This window comes from Bacillus cereus, assembly GCF_025917685.1.
Classification (GTDB): domain Bacteria; phylum Bacillota; class Bacilli; order Bacillales; family Bacillaceae_G; genus Bacillus_A; species Bacillus_A cereus_AT.
The window spans coordinates 225,587-250,000 of record NZ_CP089518.1 but is presented as its reverse complement, the minus strand read 5'-3'; the positions used below and the strand labels follow the sequence as shown (position 1 = coordinate 250,000).

The following is a 24,414-nucleotide window of genomic DNA, read 5'->3' as shown; positions in this document are numbered from 1 at the left end:
TTATGAGCCCGACGAGCTACCGTACTGCTCCACCCCGCGATAATATTACTTATATAATTTATATGGTGGAGGATGACGGGATCGAACCGCCGACCCCCTGCTTGTAAGGCAGGTGCTCTCCCAGCTGAGCTAATCCTCCGAAGTGGTGACCCGTACGGGATTCGAACCCGTGTTACCGCCGTGAAAGGGCGGTGTCTTAACCACTTGACCAACGGGCCAATATGTATGGCAGAGAAGAAGGGATTCGAACCCTCGCACCGCGTTAGCGATCTACTCCCTTAGCAGGGGAGCCCCTTGAGCCACTTGGGTACTTCTCTGTATGGCTCCGCAGGTAGGACTCGAACCTACGACCGATCGGTTAACAGCCGATAGCTCTACCACTGAGCTACTGCGGAATAATGAAGACAATTTGTATCTTATAAAAATTATCACCGTAAGTCAAGAGGTTTTTTCACAACATCTTGTGCAAACGTGACATGTTTATAATATACTGGATTGCGTTTTCACTGTCAAGATGTTTTCACTACCAGTTTTAGTTGCCCTTTACACTTTCCACATACATATCTTTGTGTATTTATTTGACGCCTTCTTACATATTGAAGTGAGCATCCCGTACATTCATACGTATAAACTTTCGGTTCCTTCTTCTCTTCATTAATCATTCGTTTACAAAAACGGGGTGCCTCCACTTTCTTTAATAACTCACGAAAATCTCTATCTCGGTGCTTATACCCTTTTCCTGTGATATGTAAGTGATAATGACAAAGTTCATGTTTAACAATCCCGACTAAATCTTCTTTGCCATACATTTCGTAATATCGATAATTCAGTTCTATATTATGAGTATTCAATAGATAGCGCCCACCAGTTGTACGTAACCTACTATTAAACATCGCTTTATGTAAAAACGGCATCCCAAAGTATTGTAACGATACCTCCTCCACTAACCTCTGAATTTCTTGCTCATCCATTCTCATTCCCCCTAAACAAAAAATATTTTTACACTTTTCTCCCTTCCTATACATATATTAAATAGTACATATACCCATCCTCATTCAAGAAGCGTGATTTCTAAAAATAAAGCATTGATAGAAATCCACTCACCAACCTCTCATCAATATTTCTTTAACTAATTAAGAAGAGATGTTTGAGAGCAGGATTAAACAAGGAGGGATTCCTATGCCTACGTGGCTAAAGAAACAAATGCAACGTGCATACTTCGAAAAAAACCGGTATCAAATCAAATTACTAAATGAATGCTGGTTTTATTATAGTAAAATACATCAAAGCTCATAATCAACGAAACTTCCCTATCCATAAAAAGAGAGCAGTTTCATCTGCTCTCTTTACTTACTATTCAATTGGTAACATCGATAATGCAACACGACCTTTTTTTGTATCAATATCATCTACCCATATTTTTACAATTTGCCCCACGGATACAACATCTAATGGATGCTTTACAAACTGTTTGCTGAGTTTAGAAATATGCACTAAGCCATCTTGCTTTACACCTATATCAACAAAGGCACCGAAATCAACAACATTACGAACCGTCCCCTCTAACTCCATACCACGCTTTAAATCTTCTAATTTCAAAATCCCTTTTTTCAGAAGTGGTTTTGGCAACTCATCCCTCATATCTCGTTCTGGACTAATTAAAGCATCGATAATATCAACCAAAGTCGGCTCGCCAATCTCTGTCTCTTGAGATAATTTAGAAACATCTACTCCCTCTAAACTCTTCTGCAAGTTCGGTTTACCTACATCATTCTTTGATAACCCTAGACTTTTTAATAGCAATTCAACATTTTTATATTGTTCTGGATGAATCCCTGTGCGATCTAACGGATTGGCCCCTTCTAATATACGTAAAAATCCAATACATTGTTCATATGTTTTCGCACCTAAACGAGGAATTTTCTTTAATTCAGTACGCTTCGTAAATTTCCCATCTTCCTCACGCTTAGCTACAATATTTTTTGCGACCGTTTTTGATAATCCTGAAACATATTGTAACAACGCAACTGAAGCTGTATTTACATTAACACCAACTTGGTTAACAGCTGTCTCTACCACAAATGTTAACGATTCATTTAATCTTTTTTGTGATACATCATGTTGATATTGTCCTACCCCTACAGATTTAGGGTCAATTTTCACTAGCTCCGCAAGCGGATCTTGTAGACGTCTCCCAATAGAAACGGCACTTCTTTCTTCAACCTGTAAATCCGGGAACTCCTCACGAGCTAAATCAGATGCTGAATATACACTAGCCCCCGCTTCATTTACAATAATATAAAATACATCCCGTTTTACATTTTGCAAGACATCTACTATAAATTCTTCCGTTTCTCTGGAAGCTGTACCATTTCCAATTGCTATCATTTCAACTTCATATTTATCTATAATTGAAAGAACTTTCTTTTTTGCATCCTCATATTTACGAACAGGTGGATGCGGATAAATAACATCTATGTTAAGAACTTTCCCTGTATCATCTACTACTGATAATTTACAACCTGTTCTATATGCCGGATCTACCGCTAGCACAACTTTCCCTTTCATTGGAGGCTGTAATAATAAATTACGTAAATTCTCAGAGAAAATATGAATCGCTTGTTCTTCAGCGGTTTCTGTTAATTCTTTACGAATTTCTCTTTCTATTGAAGGTTGAATTAAGCGTTTATATCCATCTTCAATCGCTAATTGTACATAGCGCGCACTTTTAGAAGCTTCATCACGAATCATTTTTTTATGTAAAAACTGATTGATTTCCTCAGTCGGTGTAACAACAGCAACTCTTAATACATCTTCCTTTTCACCACGGTTCATCGCTAACACTCGATGAGGCACTACTTTTTGCAACGGTTCTTCATAGTCATAATACATTTCGTATATATTCTTTTCATCTTTTTCTTTATCTTTTACAGATGAAGACATAATCCCTTTTCGGAAAGTAGTATTCCGAATCCAACTACGATATGATGCATTATCCGAAACAAGTTCCGCAATAATATCTTGCGCACCTTGCAACGCGTCTTCTGCAGATTCCACTTCTTTTTCTCCATCAACAAATTCCATAGCCTTCTCTGCTGGATTTTCTTTTTTATATAACAATAACCACTCAGCTAACGGTTCTAATCCCTTTTCTTTAGCGATTGTAGCTTTCGTTCTTCTTTTTTCTTTATAAGGACGATATAAATCTTCTACTTCCTGAAGTTTTGTTGCAGCAACAATATGACGACGCAATTCTTCGGTTAATTTCCCTTTTTCACCAATAAGACGAAGAACCTCTTCTTTCCTATCTTCTAATTGCATCATATATTGCCATCTTTCTAAGATTGCACGAATTTGCACCTCATCTAGAGATCCTGTCCATTCTTTTCGGTAACGAGCGATAAATGGAACTGTGTTACCTTCTTCTGTTAATTGAATAACATGACGAACTTGCTTTTCTGTAAAGCCTAATTCTTTCACTAACATTTTCATTAACCCTTGTCGATTATCTACCATTTCCATATCCAACCGTAACCTCCTCTATAATAAAAAAAAGTTGCCCTGTAAAGAGAGCAACTTAAACTGCCGATTTAAAAATCTATTAGTCCTAAACTAATTTGTAACGCTTCATCTACACGACTCATCATCACTTCATCCAAATGAGTGATTTTGTCCGTTAAGCGTTGCTTATCGATTGTTCGAATCTGCTCAAGTAAAATAACAGAATCTCTCTCAAAACCGTACTTTTTCGCATCAATTTCCACATGAGTGGGTAATTTCGCTTTTTGAATCTGTGCAGTAATAGCCGCTACAATCACAGTCGGACTAAAACGATTTCCGATGTCATTTTGAATGACAAGAACCGGACGAACGCCTCCTTGCTCAGAACCAACAACTGGGGAAAGGTCTGCAAAATACACGTCGCCGCGTTTTACAATCAAAATATTACCCCCCGCTAACTAAGCGTTCTACTGTATGAGCTGCTTCATACTCTGCTAAGAAAGCTTCAGATGCAATACCAAGATTAATTTTTCCCATTTCAATGTACCCACGTCGCATTGATTCATGTTGGTAGCGTTTCTTCGTCTTATGTTGACGCAATAACAGTTGTGTTGCCTGGCAAATTAGTTCATGGCGATTCTTATTCTCTTGTTTTCCAATTCCGTCCAATTCCGTTACCATTTGCTTTGGCAACCGAACCACGATTTCAGTAGTTACACTTGATTCGGACACAAAAATACACCTCCACCGTCAACTACACACCCAAATATATATATGACACCTATTGTAATAATACCATTGTATGGAGCCTGTTGCAAAGACTTCCTTATTCCCTGCTTATGTTTTCCAATTCATAAACAAAACATTCATCTTCTTTTACTTTTTATCTCTTTCAAACAAGAAATAAAGCAATCCTTCAGTAATATTTCATTGTTAACTTATATTAATAACAATTATAAAAAGAAGCTCCCCAGCAAACAAAGAGCCTATTCTTCATTAGTGAAACTCCTACAAATGGCGAGACGCTGAGTAATAATACCTTCTTTTATATATTGTTCAAATAATTGATTACTTCTACAACCTTACCATGTCGTATAAATATTCTCGGCACACGGAAACTTATCGTTGCGATAATTTCATAATTAATAGTCCCGGAATATTCAGCAACCTCGGTAACACTAATATACTCATCGCCTTGTCTTCCAATGAGTGTAACTTTCGTACCAAGTGGCACTTCACAAGGAAGATGTATCATGAATTGATCCATTGTTACTCGCCCTACAATCGGTACTCTTTCACCATTTACAAGCACTTTAAATCCTTGCAACCTTCTAAGCCAGCCATCCGCATATCCAATCGCAACTGTCGCAATCCATTCTTCAGTTCTCGTTCGGTAAGTGACATTATAACTAATCCCATCCCCTTTAATCACTTGCTTAATATGAGCAACCTTCGTATGAAGCGACAACGCTGGTTCCAATTTAAATGGTAAAAACGGACGTATTTCTACAGACGGCGTTAATCCATACATCGCAATACCAATTCGTACCGCATTAAATGTAATCCCCTGAAACCTTAACGTTGCAGCACTATTGGCTGTATGGACAAATTTAGGGTTCACTCCAAATTCTTTCAACCAACTTAACTGCTGCAAGAATGTATTATATTGCTTATCAAAGTAAGAAGTCTCAACCTCATCGGCTGTTGCAAAATGTGTATATACTCCTTCTAACTCTAAAAATGGCGCGCCTTCTAAACTCTTTAAGAACCCCTTTAATTCTTTACGTTCACGTATTCCGATTCTCCCCATACCACTATCAAAATTAATATGGAATTTCATTATTGATGAACCATCCCAGAGCTTTATCGCATCTTCCACCCATTCTTTTTGAAAAACAGTTAACGCTACATCATTTTCAGCAGCAACATTTACATCACGGGGAGGGGAGGGACCTAATACTAAAATCGGTGCAGTAATACCAGCCCTCCGAAGCACTAAAGCTTCATCTAAAAAAGCAACTGCTAATCTTGTTGCCCCTGCTTCTAATGCGGTTTTAGCCACTGGTACATAATCGTGCCCATATGCATTCGCTTTAACTACAGCAAAAATTTCTACATCACTTGGAATGAACTCTTTAATATGCGTAACATTGTTATAGATCGCATCTAAATCCACTTCCACCCAAGTGTCACGGTAAAACGGTGCTTCTTCCATAAATACACTTCCTTATACACGATATGCGAAGCTTATTCTTTTATATGCTTCTTTTTATGAAATCCACCTTCAAACTAAGAAAAGACGTGGTGCACATATATCACCACGTCTAAGAAGTTTACTTCACCTGCTTCGCTGTAACCGAACGAGCAACCATCAACAACTCATTCGGCTCTAAACCTTTAGACACGAGCATATATTCTACTCCATTATACGACCACGTTACAGAATCTTTCGTCAATGCACCAATCGTGAAGCCAAGGTCAACTGGCTCTCCACTTACACTTACCGCTGATGAAGCCTCTGCAACTTTTGCCTTTTCTTGTATTAAAGTAAAAGATTTCTTACCTCCAGTATATGTGAGTATCGTACGCTTGCCACTGGCTGTCTTCAACTCTTCTTCCTCTTTCAACGTCATACCTTGCGGCGTGTCACGTGGATACAAAATAGCAAACGGTTTGTCTTCTTTCGCTGTTGTCTGAACATCTACTTGTGCTCTGGACATATTTTGTTTCGTATCAAATGCACCTTTATCAAACTTTGTATCAAACTTTACTTTAGTGAAATCTACTTTTACAAGGACATTTTGATCATTATCCATCAGTTTCACGGAAACTGGTGTTAAATCACTCTTCTTCAATGTAATCTCTTGTTTCGGTAACATATTTTGATGTTGATAGTTTGTTTTTGTTTTAAAAATATAATACTTATCTGTTTTCTCGAAAGTAAGGTTTTTCTTATCCTGCAAAATATCTCTTACAAGTGATTCATATAGGTAAGCCTGGCTACTATTTTGCGGCCAATCACTTTGAAAACGGAAGCTCTTATTAAGCGCAGGTGTTAATACAAATACCCCTTCATCATTTCTTAAAATAATTTGACTCTGATCCTTTTTCGCATTCTTTAAATTCACACGATAATACGAAGGTTCTTTATGCCAAATTTCTACACTATACTCCTGCGGCTCATTTCCCGTTTTAATAGATAATTTCGCTTCAGCTTGATAACTCTTCATACCTTTAACTTTTGCCTCTAAATCTCTCACAACATCTTCCTGTTTCTTTTCCATACAGCCCGCCAACACAAAAACGGTCAATAAACCGATGAGAACTAAAAACAGACGCCTTTTCATCACTTCAGCCCCTTTGCCCCTATAAATGAATGGAAGATATGCCTTCCTTATCGCTACCTCAAATATATGAGACAAAGATATAAAATATGCAGACTAGCGTGACGAGCTTTCTAAAACAACTTGGCTAACAGCAAATTCTTTACTATGGCTAATTGATAAATGAACAATATGCTCTGTATTTGCAATAAGAATCGGTTTACCTCTATCATCATTCCTTACTTCTATATCTAAAAAACTAACTTCTTTCCCAATTCCAGTCCCTACCGCCTTAGAATACGCTTCTTTTGCTGCAAATCTTCCTGCCACAAATTCTGTAAGACGACTTCCTTTCAGCTTCTTGGCAACATTACGTTCACTTTCAGTTAAAATACGTTCCATAAATTTAAGCTTTCCATCTAGCATTTTTTCAATTCGATTCAATTCAATAATATCGATTCCAATCCCTACAATCATTTCAAAATCCCCTTCTTCTATTTAGCTTTCTGCATTCATATTGTAAGAATAACAGAGAATCTTTCTGATGCAAAAGGAGTGATACTAACAACATGCTAATACCATCTACTCGTATGCTATTACAACCAGTCATCCTCTCTTTACTTCTTATACAATTAGTCATGATTATATTGAGCGACTTTTCCCTCTTACACATGGCAGCCTACAATGAATATATCGCTAAAGGAGAATGGTGGCGTGTCATAACTTCCCTACTTGTACACGTAGACTTACAACATTTTCTTTCCAATAGCATTTTTTTATTTGTTCTTGGTTCTTCTATCGAAAAACAACTAGGACATTTTTCTTTCATCATTATTTTTTTCCTTTCTGGCATTATCGGAAATATTTCTTCTTATATTATTATGCCTCTTGACTATATTCACGCCGGAGCATCTGGTGGTATTTTTGGATTACTAGGTGCACAATTATTTTTATTGTACAGTCGATATCGCTCTTCAAACCCAAAAGAAATTGCTATTTTTTCAATCATGATACTTCTATTACTGCTATTTACTTTCTTTAATCCTTCTGCCAATCCTATAAGCCATTTAACAGGATTGATAATTGGTGGTATTTTAACTCCTTTTTTAACAAAAAAATTCGATGGTGCTGAGCTTATTTAATGTAAAAGCTCGCACCATCGATAATTTCCACCTCTGTTTGTTTACTTAACTCTCTCATTAATTGAAATAAAGACTCATCCTTCTTCTTCGCCTCAATCATACAATCAATTTGCGGAACACTCCCCTTTATCTTTTTCAAAAAAGATAAGAAAGTATCTACATCAATAAAATCCGCATGTGCTCTCGGATCTTTTTCATCTCTAGGACTAGAAATATGCATTTTAACTGGTAACAAAGACGATTCCCACGTATGCACAACACGTGCCCAATCTTCATGCCAATCTTCCTGATCATTATTCATCATATGATGATGCAAATCAAACACGACTGGAATATCTAATTTCTCTCCTAAATACAATGTTTCTCCTAAAGAAAAAGTCGTGTCATCATTTTCTAATATAATCATCTCTTGAATACCTCTTGGAACACTTGACCAATTTTCTATAAAACGTTCTAATGCAAGTTCTTTATCGTTATAACCTCCTCCCACATGTAATACACATCTCTGTTTATGTTCAATTCCCATACCCTTTAATAATTTTTTGTGCATCTGCAATGTCTTTACGGATTGCTTAAAAATACTCTCCTCAGGTGAATTTAGTACAACAAAGTGATCCGGATGGAAATCAATTCGCATATTCATACGAATTGCGTATTCACCTAGCACTTTTAAACTTTCTTTTAATGGACGAATATAGTTCCACTCTAATAACTCCTCATGATTTGCTAAAGGAATAAGCTTAGAACTAAGTCGAAAGAAAGATATATCATGTCCCTTATTATGCTTTAATAACCGCAAGCAATTTTCCAAATTCGAATTAGCGATTCTTTCGAGTTTACGAATCGCAGCCTCTCGATCATCAATCCTCTGAAACTGTGCATATGTCATCGTTTGAGATGGAGATGCGTTCTTCAAATGCACACTCATCGCAACATACCCGAGCCTTACAAGCATATAGTACCTCTTTTCTACATAAGTTATTATGTAGTATGTACAATTATAGAAATAAAAAAAGAGAATGCCAACAAAGGGCATTCTCTTTTTTATTAAGCTTGTGGACGGCTATGATGTTTTCTTTCGCCGCGTCCATTTGAAGAAGATCCAGGGCGACCTTGACCTTCACCTCTACGACCACGGTTGCCATCACGGCTACCACCATCACGATTGCGATCACGGTTACGACCATCGCCACTGCGTCCATCACGGTTACGGTCACGGTTACGACCATCGCCACTGCGTCCATCACGACTACGATTACGGTTACCATCACGGTATCCGCCTCCGTTACCACCGCGTTTTTTAGAACCGCCACCTCTTGAAACAACTGGTGGTTCTGATGTTAAAGCGATTGGTGTTGTATCTGGCTCTTTTGTCATCATTTTTAAAGCAGCAGCTACTACTGTTACAGAGTCATTCTCTTCTAACATTTCTTCTGCAATACGCTTGTAGTATGATAAGTTATCATTTTCAATTGTGCTTTGAAGTTTTTCAGCGATTAAACGTTGTTGACCTTCTAATGCCTCGTCAAGTGTCGGTGCTTCCATACGGTCAACCTTACGTTTTGTTGTACGCTCGATATTTTTTAATTGTCCTGATTCACGTGGTGTTACAAATAACATTGCAATACCTTTTTTACCTGCACGGCCAGTACGACCAATACGGTGAACGTATGATTCTGGATCTTGTGGGATATCGAAGTTGTATACGTGTGTTACGCCTGAAATATCAAGACCACGTGCAGCAACGTCCGTTGCAACAAGAACTTCAATAGCACCTTCTTTAAATTTACGTAATACAGACATACGTTTCGCTTGTGTTAAATCACCATGAATACCTTCTGCTGCATAACCACGTAAGTTTAATGCTTCTGATAATTCATCAACACGACGCTTTGTACGACCGAATACGATTGCAAGCTCTGGAGATTGAATATCTAGTAAGCGTGTTAATACGTCAAACTTTTTCTTTTCTTGCACTTCTAAATAGAACTGCTGAATGTTTGGCATTGTTACTTCTTTTGCTTTTACTTTAATGTGTTGAGGCTCAGTCATGAAGCGCTCAGCAATACGACGGATTGGATCTGGCATTGTCGCTGAGAATAATAATGTTTGATGTGTTTCTGGCACATCTGTTAAAATCGCTTCAATATCTTCAATGAAGCCCATGTTTAACATTTCATCCGCTTCATCAAGAACAACAGTCTCAACGTTTTGCAGGCGAAGTGTTTTACGGTTAATATGATCTAAAATACGACCCGGCGTACCAACAATAATGTGTGGGTGTTTTTTTAGAGCACGAATTTGGCGGTTAATATCTTGACCACCGTAAATTGGTAAAATACGAACACGTTTATGTTTACCAATTTTGTATAGCTCTTCTCCAACTTGGATTGCTAATTCACGCGTTGGCGCGATAACAATACCTTGAACTGCCTCTTTACGAGTATCTACTTTATCTAATAGCGGTAATCCAAATGCTGCTGTTTTCCCTGTACCTGTTTGCGCTTGCCCAATAATATCTTTACCTTGCAATGCATGTGGGATTGTTTCAGCTTGAATCGGCGTAGCCTCTTCAAAGCCCATACTTTCAACAGATTGCAATAAAGATTCACTTAATCCTAATTCTCGAAATGTTGTCAATGTTACTTCTCCTTTTCTATCCTATACTTATCATTTAAAAAAAGGCATTTTCCGAATTGGCGGAAAAGCCCTTTTCCTGAATGCTCACGTATATAAACGGGCGTATTTCTACACGAAAATACTTCTAAACGTTATTACACTTTATCAATTATAAGTTTTGTATGTGCAAAAAGCAAACCCAACTGTTACCTTATTTTCATATTCAGAGCTTTTTTCTTCACTTTTATTTTTTAACATTCTCTGTAAGCGCTTATTATAAGTTTCTTCTATTTCCGTGACTATCATTCCTGTTTATATACACCAATTATTTCAACATCGTAATAACTTCTTCTAATTTCATACCACGAGATGCTTTAACTAATACAACGTCTTTATTACCAACTACCGCTTGTAAATCTTTTACAAGCTCTTCTTTATTATCATACGCCTTTACACGTTCACTAGGGAAATTAATTTCCGCTCCTTCAGCAATTTGAGCCCCTAGTCTACCATATGTGAATACATATGAGATTTTTGCTGGGTCAATTAATTTACCTACCTCATAATGAAATTGAACTTCTTGGTCTCCAAGCTCTAACATATCACCAAGCACGACGATTTTTTGAGCAAAATCATCTAAACCGTTCATTAAATGGAATGCCGCTTCCATAGCAGTCGGACTCGCATTATAAGCATCATTGATAATTGTTAATCCACTATCCGTTTTTACAATTTCCATACGCATACCTGTCATTTGAAGTGTTACTAAACCTTGTTTCATTTCCTCCCATGTCACACCAAAATGTTTCGCAATTGCCATTGAAGCAAGTGTATTATACACATTATGTTTCCCTAACACTGGTATATAGAATGAAATATTTTCTTCTCTATTCATTTTAAAATGAGTTCCAGTTGCCTGTAATGTTACAGTCGTTGGATAATAATCGTTTGCTCTCGCATCACCAAATGTAACTGTTTCAGCTACTAAATTCATTTCTGGAACACGATTCGTCAATAATGGCTCATCTCCATTGTATACGAATACTCCACCTTCTTGTAAGCCTGTAACAATTTCTAACTTCGCTTCTGCAATTGCCTCACGAGAGCCTAAATCCATTAAATGCGCCTCACCAATATTCGTGATAATAGCTGCATTAGGACGAGCTAACTTAGATAGGAATTCAATTTCTCCGCGGCTTGACATACCCATTTCTAATACAGCTACTTCTGTATTTTCTTCTAGGTTTAAAATAGTAAGAGGTAAACCGATATGATTATTGAAATTACCTTCTGTTTTTTGAACTTTAAATTTAGTTGCAAGAAGACTCGTTACAATATCTTTCGTAGACGTTTTACCGTTACTACCTGTTACACCAACAACTTTAACATCCAGTTGATCGCGATAGTTTTTCGCTAGCATTTGTAACGCTGATAGCGTATCCTCTACAAAAATAACAGGAAGATTCTCAGGCGGATTTGCTACACCTTTCATCCACAATGTAGCAACAGCTCCACTTTCAACAGCTTTATCCACAAAGGCATGTCCATCGAAACGTTCACCTTGAATCGGAACATATAAGTTTCCCTTTTCAATTTTTCTCGTATCAATAGAAACTCCTTTTATAGTAATTCCCTCATACCGCTTTGCTAATCCAGTACCATTTATCATCTGTTCTACTTGTTTTAACGTTCGGTTTATCATATAGAAACACTCCTTACATAGAGGAAGCACTATTCCTTCGAATAGTGCTTCCTCCTTTTTTGTTAGATTGTATATTTAATTTTTTGTTTTTCTTCGTGACGCTCAATTGCTAAATGAATTAGCTCTTCAATTAATTCTGGATACGGCAATCCAGTATGCTGCCATAATAGAGGGAACATACTAAACGGCGTAAATCCTGGCATTGTGTTCACTTCGTTAATATATACTTCTCCGTCTTTCGTTAAGAAGAAATCAGCTCGTGTTAAGCCAGCACCATCTAATGATTGGAATGCAACAATTGCATCTCGCTTAATTACATCAGACTCTTCTTCTGTCATTTCAGCTGGAATAATTAGTGCTGTATCACCATCGATGTATTTCGACTTATAATCATAGAAGTCCTTTTTCGGTACGATTTCACCTACAACTGAACATTTTGGCTCATCATTACCTAATACACCAACTTCTACTTCACGCCCAACAATATTTTCTTCTACAATAATTTTGCGGTCAAATTGGAATGCCTCTTCGAATGCATTCTCAAGCTCTTCACGATCTTTACACTTATTAATACCAACACTTGAACCAAGGTTTGCTGGTTTTACGAAGCAAGGATATCCTAATACTTCTTCTACTTTTTCATACGCTGTTTCACGATCTTTTTCCCATGCGCTACGAATGAAAGATGCATATTTCGCTTGTTTTAAACCAGCTTCTGCAAAGATATTTTTCATAACGACTTTATCCATCCCAGCAGATGATGCTAATACACCGTTACCTACATATGGAATGTTTAGTAATTCTAATAACCCTTGTACTGTTCCATCTTCACCATTTGGTCCATGTAATAATGGGAAAATAACATCAATTACATCTTCTTGTTTAGAATTTGCAGTTGGAATAATTTCTGTACTTAATGATACAGGAGAAATCGTATTTTCTTCCCCACTCATTTGTAATGCCTCAACATTTGTTACTTCGCCTTCAATACGCTCTCCACGCATCCATTGGCCTTGTTCTGTAATATAAATTGGATGAATCTCGAATTTATCTTGATTTAATGCTTTAATAGCAGCAAGAGCCGTTTGTAACGAAACCTGATGCTCAGCTGATTTTCCACCGTATAATAAACCTAATTTAATTTTTGTCACTGAAATCACCCTAACCAATTGTTTTCATTTTTCTATTTTAGCACTTTTTATAAAAATAGGTAGTTCCTATTTGAAATAAAATGTAACTTCCACAAATAATTAAAAGACACCACTTATTGGTTTTCTGCACTTTTCCTCTTTAATTTTCTACACACCTAAACAAAATTAAACTTTACAGTAAGATTGCTATCTAATCTGGTTATGTACCTAAAATATGTAGAAATCCACTTTTTGTGTATGTCATCTATATTACCCTACCATTTGTGGAGAATGAAAAAACACTGATTAAAGTTTCATTTCATTAAGAAGACTGTTTTGTAAACGTATCTTTTTGCCTCTGCTCAACAAGACGATCTAAAGAAACATATACAAAGCCTGCAACTACACACCCTACACTTAAAATTGTAAATAAGTAGTGACCAAGCAAACGATCCAATAGAAAACCACCAAGAAGTGGACCGAATGCGCTTCCTGTAATCCACTGCAAACTCGCCGCCCCCATATAGGTTCCTCTCAAATGCTCAGGGGCCAAATTCGCTACAAACGTCATCTGTACAGGCGACATAATCATCTCACCTAACGTATATATGGCATAAACAAACATTAATGTCATTAAAATAATTGTAGCATTTGTATCAAATTCTCCAAACCACTTCGGTAACCACCCTATAAAAAACAAACCAATTCCGAACAAACACGCACCGTATAACATCGTCTTTCCGACAGGTTTATCTGTCGCCCATTTTGAAATTTGAAATTGAAATAAAACAACTAATAGACCATTTAATGCCATTAAATATGGGTATGGATTATTGACTCCAAAAATATCCTTCATTTCGTTATCAAAGTGCAGCGGCAACATGCCTTCTGTTTGAGAGAACCCCATAGAAATAATGATCCCCGCTAACAAATAAATCATTAACGCCTTATCTCTCATTAAAATTTTCCAAACTGCTCCGGATTCCTTCTCTTTATTTTTTTCCGTCATATCCGTAATTTTTGGCATTGTTTCTTTAATAAGTACTAACACTAGTAGTGCATAAAACAACATAGCGGATGAAGCAATAATAAACACGAGGTTCTTTGATAAAACAACTACTGATGCTCCCATTATCGGTCCAATTGCAGCACCAATATTGTGTCCCATCCGCAATAAACCATATGCTTCTGTTCTTTTTTCTGGCGCCGTCACATCTGCAACCATCGCTGATGCCGCTGGGTGAAATAGCGAATTACTTAACCCTAAAAAAATAGATAAAATGGCATATGGAATAAACCCTTCTATAAATAAAAAACCGAGCATTAGTAATGCATTACTCGCCATCGAAAATATCATAATTGGCTTTCTTCCATATATATCGGCAATTCTTCCGCCTATAAGCGAGCCAAAACTTGCAGCTATTGGAGAAAGCGCCATAATGATTCCAACTTGTAATAAAGAATCTACCTTATCTTTTAAATATAGTGCAAAAAAAGGCATTAACATCATCATCGCAATTCCGTTCAATGTCTCACCGATAAACCGAATCCATACGTTACGATCCATCGCCCTTAACTCACGCCATGTATTTTTCATACTTCCACCCCCTTAATTAACCAACAATTATCTTATAACAGTTTCAGAAAAATGTAAATTTTCAAAATAAAAAATCCATTCTAACAGAATTAGAATGGATTTTTCCACTTATAAATTTGCTACATCTTCTTCTTTTTTACTATTATTTAGAGCACTATGCTTTCGGCTATATAAAAAGTAAACTGCTATGCCGATGACCATCCATACACCAAAACTAATCCAAGCTGTGCCGGATAACTGAAGCATTAAGTATAAACAAAAAATTACCGTTAACGCTGGTAAAAATGGTACGAGCGGCGCCTTAAACGCCCTTGGTAAATCAGGGTGAGTTCTTCTCATCACAATGACAGCAACAGCTACAAGTGCAAAGGCTGACAAAGTCCCCATATTTACAAGGTGTGCTAAAACATTTAAATCTATTAATCCTGAAATAAGCGCTGCGATAATACCTGTTGTCCATGTATTTAAAAATGGTGTTTTAAATTTCGGATGAACTTTAGCAAGACGCTTCGGCAACAATCCATCTCTGCTCATTGCATATGAAACACGAACTTGTCCATACATCATAACTAACATTACAGTTGTAATTCCTGTGATTGCTCCTACTGAAATTACTCCCGCTAAACTATCTTGTCCAATAAATTGAAGTGCAAAGGCAACTGGATCTGATATATTTAGCTGTCCGTATGGAACAATCCCCGTCAAAATAAGTGAAACAACGATATAAAGAACAGTACAAATCAATAACGATGCGATAATGCCGATTGGTAAATCACGTTGTGGACGTTTCACTTCTTCTGCAGCTGTTGAAACTGCATCAAATCCTATGAATGCAAAGAAAACTGTAGCTGCTCCAGCCATTACACCATCTAATCCAAATGGCATAAAAGGTGTCCAGTTTTCAGGTTTTACATAATTAAATCCAGCGAAGATAAAGATAAGAACAACTGCTAGTTTAATAAATACCATTATATTATTTACACGTGCACTTTCACGAACACCTCTAGATAAAAGAGCCGTCATAACTAAAATAATTAGAACTGCAGGTAAATCAATTATTCCACCCTTTCCTGTACCAGGTGCGGAGGAGAGGATAGTCGGAATGTGAATCCCAAATCCCTTTAATAAAGATTGAAAATAGGCGGACCACCCATTTGCTACAGCAGAGGTAGCTAGTAAATACTCAAGCATTAAATCCCATCCAATTAAAAATGCGAATACTTCCCCCATCGTCGCGTACGTATACGTATACACACTGCCCGAGACAGGAACTGAAGAAGCAAATTCAGCGTAACAAAATGCAGCAAAGGCACAGGCTAACGCAGCTATCGCAAAGGATAATATAATAGCTGGTCCAGAATGTTTCGCTGCTACCACGCCCGTTAGAACAAAAATACCGGTTCCAACAATTGCCCCGATTCCAAGCATAGTTAAATCCAGTGCGCCCAATGTTCTTGCTAACGTCTTTTGCTTACTTTCTTGCATTAACTTTGCAAGAGGCTTCTTTTGAAAAATTTGCTTCATAGCATGATCCTCCAAGTTTTAAATTTTCTGAAAATTTTTAATTCGCTTTTTTATTTTACTTATAACACTTTTTTCAGTCAATACTTTTGTCGAAATAAGTAGAAATCCTTCTGAATATGGACTATCCTTATCATTCTTTCTATATATCTTTCTATATTTTTTTGGTATTATTATACATGTCGATTCCATAAAAGAGGCATGCTCCCTTAGTGAGCATGCCTCTTTTTACTTATTTCACAGTATATGAACCCTCTTCAATCCAGCTATACATATATTTTTCATCTTCCGTCTCATGTGCTTGTTTTACAATACGAAGCGGACGGAATGTATCTATCATAACAGCCAGTTCAAGTGTCTCTTTCTTCCCTATACTCGCTTCTGTTTTCCCTGGATGTGGTCCATGCGGAATCCCGCTTGGATGAAGCGTAATAGAACCTTCTTCCACTCCTTTTCGGCTCATAAAGTTTCCTTCTACATAGTACAGTACTTCATCACTATTCACGTTACTATGATAATATGGTGCCGGAATAGATTCTGGATGATAATCGTATAAACGCGGTACGAAAGAGCAAATGACGAAATTATGCCCTTCGAATGTCTGATGTACTGGCGGTGGCTGATGAATACGACCTGTAATTGGTTCAAAATCCTCCACATTAAAGACCCACGGATATAAATAGCCATCCCATCCAACAACATCTAGCGGATGGTGTCCTAAAACATGTTTATGCATATACCCTCTCGACTTGGTCATTACGATAAACTCACCTTTGTCATCATATGTCTCCAATTTTTCCGGACCACGAATATCCCTTTCACAAAACGGACTATGCTCTAACAATTGCCCATATTCATTACGATAGCGACTTGGTGTTGTAATTTGGCTATTTGCCTCTACAACAAGAAACTTAGTCTCTCCCTCATCTGGAATAACACGGTAAATCGTTCCAATTGGAATCGTTACATAATCACCTTTTCTATAGTGAATCGTTCCAAACATCGTCTCAATTTTCCCTGTTCCATAATGAACAAATAACATTTCATCGCCATCACCATTACGGTAGAAATAATCCATTTTTTCTGTTGGACTCACTACTCCAATTAATAAATCCTCATTCCCAAGCATAAAGTTTCTTCCGCTTATTGCATCACCAGTTTTTTTATTTTCTTTCGTGCGGAAATGGCGATGAGAAAGAGCAACATCCTCTTCATACTGCAACTGGCAAGAATGCGATAATGCCGCATGCGCTACTTCCGTTGGCATATAATGATGATACAAAATAGACTGCGTACCAGAAAAACCTTTTGTTCCCATTACCTGTTCACGATAAAGCGATCCATCCTTTTTACGGAATTGTACATGTCGTTTATGAGGTAGCTCCCCCATGTGACGATAATACATGCCCATCACCTGCTTCCATTTCTTTTTTGACCGTATTACGTAATGTACCTAAACCAGTAATCGTAAGTTCTACAACATCCCCATCTTGCAGCCACTCTTCTGTACCGAGTTCTAAAATACACCCTGTTCCTACTGTCCCAGAACCAATCACATCTCCTGGATATAACGTAACGTCTTCCGAGGCACGTTCAATCATTTCAGCAAATGTATAGTAAATATCTTGGAAGTTTCCCTTTGATAATATCTTTCCATTTACATGAGCAGTCATCTCTAAATCATAACGATCACCGTTACGATAAACGTCTAATTCCTCTTTCGTAACGAGATATGCTCCTAATGAAGTTGCAAAATCTTTTCCTTTCGCTGGACCGAGCCCCACTTTCATTTCTGTTGCTTGTAAGTCCCTTGCACTCCAGTCGTTCATAATGCAGTAACCCAAAATATACTCCTCTGCTTGCTCACGAGAAATGTTTCGTCCTTCTTTCCCAATTACGCAAGCAATCTCTAACTCATAATCAAGCTTTTTAGACTTCTTCGGACCAATAACAAAATCATCTGGTCCAATAACAGCACGATGATTCGTAAAATAAAAAACCGGGATATCATACCATTCAGGTACAACATCTAGTCCTCTACGTCCTCGGGCTGTTTTTACATGCTGTTCAAATGCATAAAAATCTCGAATGCTACTCGGATTAGGAATAGCCGCAGCGAGTTGTACTTCCTCTAAGGAATATATACCCTTTTCCGGATTCTTAATATTACGTACTACTTCTACATACTCATCCGCTTTCTCTAAAAAGGCGAACATCGAAGAAGGTAATTTTCCATCACTAGCAAGATTCATATCAATTACTTTGTCACCTTCAAGCCATCCAGCTCGCATTTCCTTCGAAGGTAGACGAAATGTAACAAGTTTCATCATGATTCCTCCCTATGAAAATGAAATTTCCACCAGCAAAGGACCTCTTGCTGGTGGATACAAATTCTATAAGTTTCCGCGACGCTCTTGTTCTCTTTCAATTGATTCAAATAATGCTTTAAAGTTTCCTTCACCAAATCCACGAGAACCTTTACGTTGGATGATTTCAATAAATAAAGTTGGACGGTCTACAATTGGCTTCGTAAAGATTTGTAATAGATAACCTTCTTCATCACGATCTACTAGAATCTTCAATTCTTTTAATTTATCAATTTCTTCATCAATTTTCCCCACTCGCGCAGTTAACTCATCGTAATACGTATCCGGCGTATCTAAAAACTCAACACCATTCGCACGAAGTACTTCAATTGTTTTTACAATGTCACTTGTTAATAAAGCGAGATGCTGTACACCCGCTCCATTATAGAATTCAAGATATTCTTGAATTTGTGATTTTCTCTTTCCATCTGCTGGTTCGTTAATAGGGAACTTAATACGACTTCCATTCGTCATAACTTTTGACATTAACGCCGAATACTCTGTACTAATATCATCATCGTCGAAATGGATCATTTGTTTAAATCCCATAACATTCTCGTAATAACTAACCCACTCTTCCATTTTCTCAACGTTACCAACTACATGGTCTACAGCAATTAAACCAGACTCTTCAAATGGAATATTAAACTCAACCTTTTGGAATCCTGGCATAAATGTTCCTTTATAATTTTTACGCTCTACAAGCGTGTGAATTGTATCACCATACGTACCAATAACCGCTTTTTTCAATGTACCGTCCTCATCTGTTAACTCCTCAGGTGGAGCAATCGCAACAGCGCCACGCTTCACCGCTTCAGAGTAGGCTTTATCAACGTCATCAACAAGTAAAGCCACATCTTTCACCCCATCACCATGAGTCTTTACAAACTCTGCAATACGGCTATCGCTACTTAAAGCTCCAGACACAACAAAACGCATATTTTTTTGCACAAGAACATAAGATACCTTTTCACGGTTTCCTGTTTCTAATCCAGAATAAGCTACAATTTTGAATCCAAATGCTCTCGCAAGATAATAACTTGATTGCTTTGCATTCCCTACGTAAAATTCCAAATGATCTACATCGCGTACCGGAAAAAAGTCCTCCATTTGTGCAGCTAGCGTATCCATAGATTTTTGTTTCATAAATTCCTCATCCCCCTGTAAATAGATTAAATGGTCCATAATTAAACCTAACCGAAAACGCTTCCAACATTCGTTAATAGAAATTAGTTAGCAAGCTAACAAATTCTGACCTTTAAAATTTTCTATCTTTTCTGTCAAATTCCTCTTTTTTTCTTACATATAAAATTCGACTTTTTTCTCTTTAAAGTAAAGGGGAACTATTAATACTTGGAGGGATATATAGAAGAAAACAAAAAAGACCCCAACATATTAACTACTTACTAATATGCTAGAGTCTTTATTTATTTTGAATGATTGTATTTATATGTCTCATACCAATACATTTGTAAGGAATATAATAAACGCTGTCAACACTGCTGCTCCACCTGCTGATACTAAAATATCCATTTTTGTTACCTGTAATACTTGTTCCTTGTTCATATTCCTCATTCTCCCTTCTTTTGTTTTTGTTACAAAATTTTTATTATACTAATACGCTTGAAAGAAATACGATTAATGCTGTTAATACTACTGCTCCGCTTGCTGATCCTAAGAAGTCACCTTTTGTTACGTTTAATACTTGCTCGTTGTTCATAATTTTCATTCTCCCTTCTCCTATTTTTGTTACAAAACTTCTATTATACTAATACGCTTGAAAGAAATACGATTAACGCTGTTAATACTACCGCCCCGCTTGCTGATCCTAAGAAGTCACCTTTTGTTACGTTTAATACTTGCTCGTTGTTCATAATTTTCATTCTCCCTTCTCCTATTTTGTCACAAAGCTTCTATTATACTAATACGCTTGAAAGAAATACGATTAATGCTGTTAATACTACCGCTCCGCTTGCTGATCCTAAGAAGTCACCTTTTGTTACGTTTAATACTTGCTCGTTGTTCATAATTTTCATTCTCCCTTCTCCTATTTTTGTTACAAAACTTCTATTATACTAATACGCTTGAAAGAAATACGATTAACGCTGTTAATACTACCGCTCCGCTTGCTGATCCTAAGAAGTCACCTTTTGTTACGTTTAATACTTGCTCGTTGTTCATATCATTCATTCTCCTTTTTTATAAGTTATCTATATGTAATTTCTAAGAAATGATTAGTTCATACTTTTTATGTTACCGTTACATTAAAATTAATTACGTAACGTTTGTAACATTAATGTAACATAACTATTATTACGTTGCAATATAATTACGTAAATTTTATTACACTTTTTTTACGTTTTTTTAATAAACACTCAAAAACCTTGTTTTAATGCGTTTTCCACTATGCCCACACTTGTAACACTAGTGTAACATTACGGTCATAAAGCGAAATATAATATTATTCATCTCTATTTTGTTACAAAACAAAGTGAAACTTTAATTAGCGAGAGTTCCATTCCCTACTAATTATTCCCCTTCACCAATCGGGCTTTTACTGGCAATTAATGCGGGATAAAATACTATCTTTCCAAGATAAGTTTATATGTTTCCTCTATATAACTATGTATAATGGAAACAAAGAGGTGGTCATTTTGAAATTAATCGCACTAGATATGGATGGTACACTACTATCATCTAATCTTGAAATCTCCAAAGAGAACTTACAAGCTATCCAAACCGCAAAAGAAGCTGGTCATATTGTAATGATTTGTTCTGGCCGCGCGAAAGAGGATGCTTTGAAATTATTGGAAGAATATAAATTATCTCTTCCAGTTGGAGCAAGCAATGGGGCAATCGTTTATGTGGATGGAAAAGTAATTAACTCGCGTTGTTTACAAAATGATAAAGTATACAAGCTTGCAAAGTTACTAGAATCTGAAGGTTTTCCATATAAGTTGTACACAAATAAAGGGGTTTACTCTCCTTATACATGGCAAGATCAGGTTATGCAGGCATTCGAAGAAAACAAGCATACACTAGATGTTACACTTGAAGAACTTGAAAGAATTACAGAAAAACAAAAGAAATCAAACCTAATTACTGATTTCCAAAAAATCGAAGATGTTGTAAATAATCCAGAATTAGAAATATCTAAATTCTTTATTTTGACATTTAATGCCGCCCATCGTTCGCAGCTATTACAAACTTTACAAGAAGATACGGATATTTCAGTTACCGCATCAGCTCCTACTAATGTAGAAATTATGGATAAGCATGGTCATAAAGGGAACGGCCTACAAGAAATGGCAGCTTATTTCAATATACCAATTGAAGATACTGTTGCAATCGGTGATAACTTTAATGATGTGCCAATGTTACAAGTAGCTGGCTTATCAGTTGCAATGGGAAATGCCGAAGAAGATGTAAAAAAACTATGTGACGTTGTAACATTAACAAACAATGAGCATGGTGTTGCTCATGCAATCGAGCAATTTGTATTGAAACAAACTTCATCTAGTAAATAAGAAAAGGACTCTTTCACTTTTGGAAAGAGTCCTTTTTTCACACATGGTGACAAGCAACTAAATGATTTTCACCTACATTACGAAATTCTGGTACTTTCGTTTTACAAATATCCGTAGCAAATGGGCAGCGTGTATGAAAACGACAACCTGACGGCGGGTTTGCCGGACTTGGAATATCCCCTTCTAGAATAATCCGTTCTCGCTTAACTGTTGGATCCGGTATTGGCACTGCCGATAACAATGCTTTTGTATATGGATGAAGCGGATTCGCAAATAACTCATCACGTGGTGCTGTTTCCACAATAGTTCCTAAATACATAATTCCAATTTTCGTACATAAGTGCTCCACAACACTTAAATCATGTGAAATAAATAAATATGATAATCCCTTTTTCTCCTGTAATTCACTAAACAAATTAATAATTTGCGCTTGAATAGATACATCTAATGCCGCAACAGGCTCATCAGCTACAATAAATTCTGGATCTAATACCATCGCCCTTGCGATAACGATACGTTGACGTTGCCCACCGGAAAACTCATGAGGGTACCGGTCAATATGATACGGCGCTAAACCACATAACTCCAATACTTCTATCACCTTTTCACGGACATTTTCTTTCGTCGCTAGCCCATGAGCCAACATTGGCTCACCGAGCGCTTCTCCAATTCTCATTCTAGGATTTAATGAGCTAAATGGATCTTGGAACACGAGCTGCATATTAGGACGATGCTTTCTCAGCTCCTCTTTTGATAAAGCATGAACATCTTGACCTTTAAACTTCACTTCACCTTCTGTTTTTTGAACGAGACGGAGAATTGTTTTCCCTATCGTCGTCTTCCCACTTCCAGACTCTCCTACTAGGCCAAACACTTCTCCTTTATCAATTGTAAAGCTTACCCCATCTACCGCTTTCACATGTCCAATCGTTCTACTAAATACGCCTCCCTTAATCGGAAAATACGTTTTTAAGTTCTTCACTTCTAATAATGGTTCACTCATTGCCCAGCACGCTCCTCATATAACCAACAAGCTACTTTATGATCCTCGTCATGCACATTAAGATTTGGCGCTTCATTTTTGCATATTTCCATGCAATGTTCACAGCGACCACTAAAGTAGCAAAACTCATCTAAGCCAACTAAATTTGGAACTTGCCCTGGAATAGAATAAAGTTTATCTGTTCGTTTCCCCATTACTGGTTTTGATTTTAGCAACCCCTGTGTATATGGATGTTTAGGATTTTGAAATATCTCTAGTACCGGTGCCTCTTCAATAACTTTTCCGCCATACATAACGACAACGTAATCGGCCATTTCCGCTACAACACCTAGATCATGTGTAATTAATAAAATGGACGTTTTAAATTCCTCTTTTACTTGTCTTAGTAAGTCTAATATTTGCGCTTGAATCGTAACGTCCAGAGCTGTTGTCGGTTCATCTGCAATTAATAACTTGGGATTACAACTAAGTGCAACAGCAATCATAATGCGTTGTAACATCCCACCACTTAGTTCATGTGGATAAGAATGGACAATTTCATCAGCGCGAGCTATACCAACTTTACGAATTAATTCAATTGCCTTTTTGTATGCTTCGTTTTTACTAAGTAGTTCATGCTCTCTTAACGTTTCTACAATTTGTTCGCCTACGGTGAAGACAGGATTTAGCGATGTCATCGGTTCTTGGAAAATCATCGCAATGTCATTACCTCGTAAACTACGAAGCTCTTTCTCTTTCATTCCTAAAAGACTTTTTCCTTCATAAAGAATATCACCACCAACGATACCGCCAGATTCAGCAATAAGTCCCATAATAGATAAAGCCGTCACACTTTTCCCGCAACCTGATTCGCCTACTACACAAACTGTTTCACCTTCTCGAACTGAAAAGCTAACATGATTAACAGCCTTTACTGTACCTTCTTCCGTCTGAAAATGTGTTTGTAAATCCTTTAGCTCTACCACTGCTTTACTCATGCTTCC

General features: G+C 37.1%; 26 protein-coding genes and 5 tRNA genes (1 of these 31 running past the window's edge). 3 read left to right on the top strand and 28 right to left on the bottom strand.

All coding sequences use genetic code 11. From position 1 onward, the window contains the following. From LUS72_RS01420 to LUS72_RS01395, 6 genes are all read right to left on the bottom strand, one after another. Positions 1-39: transfer RNA gene (locus LUS72_RS01420), tRNA-Met, on the bottom strand; it reaches 38 nt to the left of the window's first position. A gap of 24 nt (positions 40-63) precedes the next feature. Then, positions 64-139, bottom strand: a tRNA-Val gene (locus LUS72_RS01415). Positions 140-143: 4 nt separating this feature from the next. After that, positions 144-218: transfer RNA gene (locus tag LUS72_RS01410), tRNA-Glu, on the bottom strand. Between the two features lie 8 nt (positions 219-226). Next, positions 227-317, bottom strand: a tRNA-Ser gene (locus tag LUS72_RS01405). Positions 318-320: 3 nt separating this feature from the next. Continuing rightward, a tRNA-Asn gene (locus LUS72_RS01400) sits at positions 321-395 on the bottom strand. 114 nt (positions 396-509) lie between these two features. Then, positions 510-971 (bottom strand): SprT family protein, encoded by a 462-nt coding sequence (locus LUS72_RS01395; RefSeq protein ID WP_097831053.1) that lies wholly within the window; start codon positions 969-971, stop codon positions 510-512. 208 nt (positions 972-1,179) lie between these two features. On the opposite strand from LUS72_RS01395, the gene cmpA reads away from it, so the two are divergent. Next, entirely contained in the window at positions 1,180-1,296 is a 117-nt protein-coding gene (gene cmpA / locus LUS72_RS01390) for a cortex morphogenetic protein CmpA (protein ID WP_001143642.1), read from the top strand. A 57-nt stretch (positions 1,297-1,353) separates the two neighbouring features. Here the strand turns inward: cmpA and LUS72_RS01385 are convergent, their stop codons facing one another. The 6 genes from LUS72_RS01385 to acpS form a co-directional block, all read right to left on the bottom strand. Then, entirely contained in the window at positions 1,354-3,522 is a 2,169-nt protein-coding gene (locus tag LUS72_RS01385) for a Tex family protein (protein ID WP_141533554.1), read from the bottom strand. 68 nt (positions 3,523-3,590) lie between these two features. Further along, positions 3,591-3,941 (bottom strand): type II toxin-antitoxin system endoribonuclease NdoA, encoded by a 351-nt coding sequence (ndoA, locus tag LUS72_RS01380; protein WP_000635965.1) that lies wholly within the window; start codon positions 3,939-3,941, stop codon positions 3,591-3,593. Between the two features lie 4 nt (positions 3,942-3,945). After that, complete coding sequence (locus LUS72_RS01375; protein ID WP_000004570.1) at positions 3,946-4,233, bottom strand: antitoxin EndoAI; 288 nt, start codon at positions 4,231-4,233, stop codon at positions 3,946-3,948. 313 nt (positions 4,234-4,546) lie between these two features. Further along, positions 4,547-5,716 (bottom strand): alanine racemase, encoded by a 1,170-nt coding sequence (gene alr, locus LUS72_RS01370; protein WP_097831055.1) that lies wholly within the window; start codon positions 5,714-5,716, stop codon positions 4,547-4,549. A gap of 118 nt (positions 5,717-5,834) precedes the next feature. Then, positions 5,835-6,785 (bottom strand): LolA family protein, encoded by a 951-nt coding sequence (locus LUS72_RS01365; protein WP_141533555.1) that lies wholly within the window; start codon positions 6,783-6,785, stop codon positions 5,835-5,837. A gap of 156 nt (positions 6,786-6,941) precedes the next feature. Next, entirely contained in the window at positions 6,942-7,301 is a 360-nt protein-coding gene (gene acpS / locus LUS72_RS01360; protein WP_097831057.1) for a holo-ACP synthase, read from the bottom strand. 92 nt (positions 7,302-7,393) lie between these two features. Here acpS and LUS72_RS01355 point away from each other — a divergent pair, with 92 nt between their 5' ends. After that, a complete protein-coding gene (locus tag LUS72_RS01355; protein ID WP_097831058.1) occupies positions 7,394-7,966 on the top strand; it encodes a rhomboid family intramembrane serine protease in 573 nt (190 codons plus the stop codon). On the opposite strand, the gene uvsE is transcribed toward LUS72_RS01355, so the two are convergent. The 14 genes from uvsE to LUS72_RS01285 form a co-directional block, all read right to left on the bottom strand. Beyond that, positions 7,959-8,921 (bottom strand): UV DNA damage repair endonuclease UvsE, encoded by a 963-nt coding sequence (uvsE, locus tag LUS72_RS01350; protein ID WP_097831059.1) that lies wholly within the window; start codon positions 8,919-8,921, stop codon positions 7,959-7,961. The genes LUS72_RS01355 and uvsE overlap by 8 nt on opposite strands. A 92-nt stretch (positions 8,922-9,013) precedes the next feature. Continuing rightward, a complete protein-coding gene (locus tag LUS72_RS01345; protein ID WP_000206606.1) occupies positions 9,014-10,606 on the bottom strand; it encodes a degradosome RNA helicase CshA in 1,593 nt (530 codons plus the stop codon). A gap of 304 nt (positions 10,607-10,910) precedes the next feature. Beyond that, the gene (murF, locus tag LUS72_RS01340; RefSeq protein ID WP_097831060.1) at positions 10,911-12,287 is read right to left on the bottom strand and encodes a UDP-N-acetylmuramoyl-tripeptide--D-alanyl-D-alanine ligase; all 1,377 of its coding nucleotides are present in this window, start codon (positions 12,285-12,287) and stop codon (positions 10,911-10,913) included. A gap of 62 nt (positions 12,288-12,349) precedes the next feature. Then, a complete protein-coding gene (locus LUS72_RS01335) occupies positions 12,350-13,438 on the bottom strand; it encodes a D-alanine--D-alanine ligase (RefSeq protein WP_097831061.1) in 1,089 nt (362 codons plus the stop codon). A 301-nt stretch (positions 13,439-13,739) separates the two neighbouring features. Beyond that, positions 13,740-15,014: an MDR family MFS transporter gene (locus LUS72_RS01330; protein WP_097831062.1), complete on the bottom strand. Its 1,275-nt coding sequence runs from the start codon at positions 15,012-15,014 to the stop codon at positions 13,740-13,742. A 108-nt stretch (positions 15,015-15,122) separates the two neighbouring features. Continuing rightward, complete coding sequence (locus tag LUS72_RS01325) at positions 15,123-16,538, bottom strand: branched-chain amino acid transporter BcaP (protein WP_097831063.1); 1,416 nt, start codon at positions 16,536-16,538, stop codon at positions 15,123-15,125. Between the two features lie 229 nt (positions 16,539-16,767). Beyond that, entirely contained in the window at positions 16,768-17,940 is a 1,173-nt protein-coding gene (locus LUS72_RS01320; protein ID WP_097831064.1) for a homogentisate 1,2-dioxygenase, read from the bottom strand. Continuing rightward, positions 17,906-18,862 (bottom strand): fumarylacetoacetate hydrolase family protein, encoded by a 957-nt coding sequence (locus tag LUS72_RS01315; protein WP_097831065.1) that lies wholly within the window; start codon positions 18,860-18,862, stop codon positions 17,906-17,908. Before LUS72_RS01315 ends, LUS72_RS01320 begins: the two co-directional genes overlap by 35 nt. Before the next feature lie 66 nt (positions 18,863-18,928). Next, positions 18,929-20,047 (bottom strand): 4-hydroxyphenylpyruvate dioxygenase, encoded by a 1,119-nt coding sequence (hppD, locus tag LUS72_RS01310; RefSeq protein WP_097831066.1) that lies wholly within the window; start codon positions 20,045-20,047, stop codon positions 18,929-18,931. A 309-nt stretch (positions 20,048-20,356) separates the two neighbouring features. Next, on the bottom strand, positions 20,357-20,467 hold the full coding sequence (locus tag LUS72_RS01305; RefSeq protein WP_002113412.1) for a DUF3948 family protein: 111 nt from the start codon (positions 20,465-20,467) through the stop codon (positions 20,357-20,359). Between the two features lie 43 nt (positions 20,468-20,510). Beyond that, a complete protein-coding gene (locus LUS72_RS01300; RefSeq protein ID WP_002074222.1) occupies positions 20,511-20,630 on the bottom strand; it encodes a DUF3948 family protein in 120 nt (39 codons plus the stop codon). Positions 20,631-20,664: 34 nt separating this feature from the next. Then, on the bottom strand, positions 20,665-20,784 hold the full coding sequence (locus LUS72_RS01295; RefSeq protein WP_002074222.1) for a DUF3948 family protein: 120 nt from the start codon (positions 20,782-20,784) through the stop codon (positions 20,665-20,667). 33 nt (positions 20,785-20,817) lie between these two features. After that, the gene (locus LUS72_RS01290) at positions 20,818-20,937 is read right to left on the bottom strand and encodes a DUF3948 family protein (protein ID WP_002074222.1); all 120 of its coding nucleotides are present in this window, start codon (positions 20,935-20,937) and stop codon (positions 20,818-20,820) included. Positions 20,938-20,971: 34 nt separating this feature from the next. Next, positions 20,972-21,082 carry a DUF3948 family protein gene (locus LUS72_RS01285; RefSeq protein ID WP_001058532.1) on the bottom strand — a complete coding sequence of 37 codons (111 nt, stop codon included), beginning with the start codon at positions 21,080-21,082 and terminating at the stop codon, positions 20,972-20,974. Positions 21,083-21,555: 473 nt separating this feature from the next. Here LUS72_RS01285 and LUS72_RS01280 point away from each other — a divergent pair, with 473 nt between their 5' ends. Continuing rightward, entirely contained in the window at positions 21,556-22,428 is an 873-nt protein-coding gene (locus LUS72_RS01280) for a Cof-type HAD-IIB family hydrolase (RefSeq protein ID WP_000766416.1), read from the top strand. Between the two features lie 37 nt (positions 22,429-22,465). On the opposite strand, the gene LUS72_RS01275 is transcribed toward LUS72_RS01280, so the two are convergent. Next, on the bottom strand, positions 22,466-23,431 hold the full coding sequence (locus LUS72_RS01275) for an ABC transporter ATP-binding protein (RefSeq protein ID WP_264448508.1): 966 nt from the start codon (positions 23,429-23,431) through the stop codon (positions 22,466-22,468). After that, positions 23,428-24,408 carry an ABC transporter ATP-binding protein gene (locus LUS72_RS01270; protein WP_097831222.1) on the bottom strand — a complete coding sequence of 327 codons (981 nt, stop codon included), beginning with the start codon at positions 24,406-24,408 and terminating at the stop codon, positions 23,428-23,430. Before LUS72_RS01270 ends, LUS72_RS01275 begins: the two co-directional genes overlap by 4 nt. Positions 24,409-24,414 lie beyond the last annotated feature (6 nt).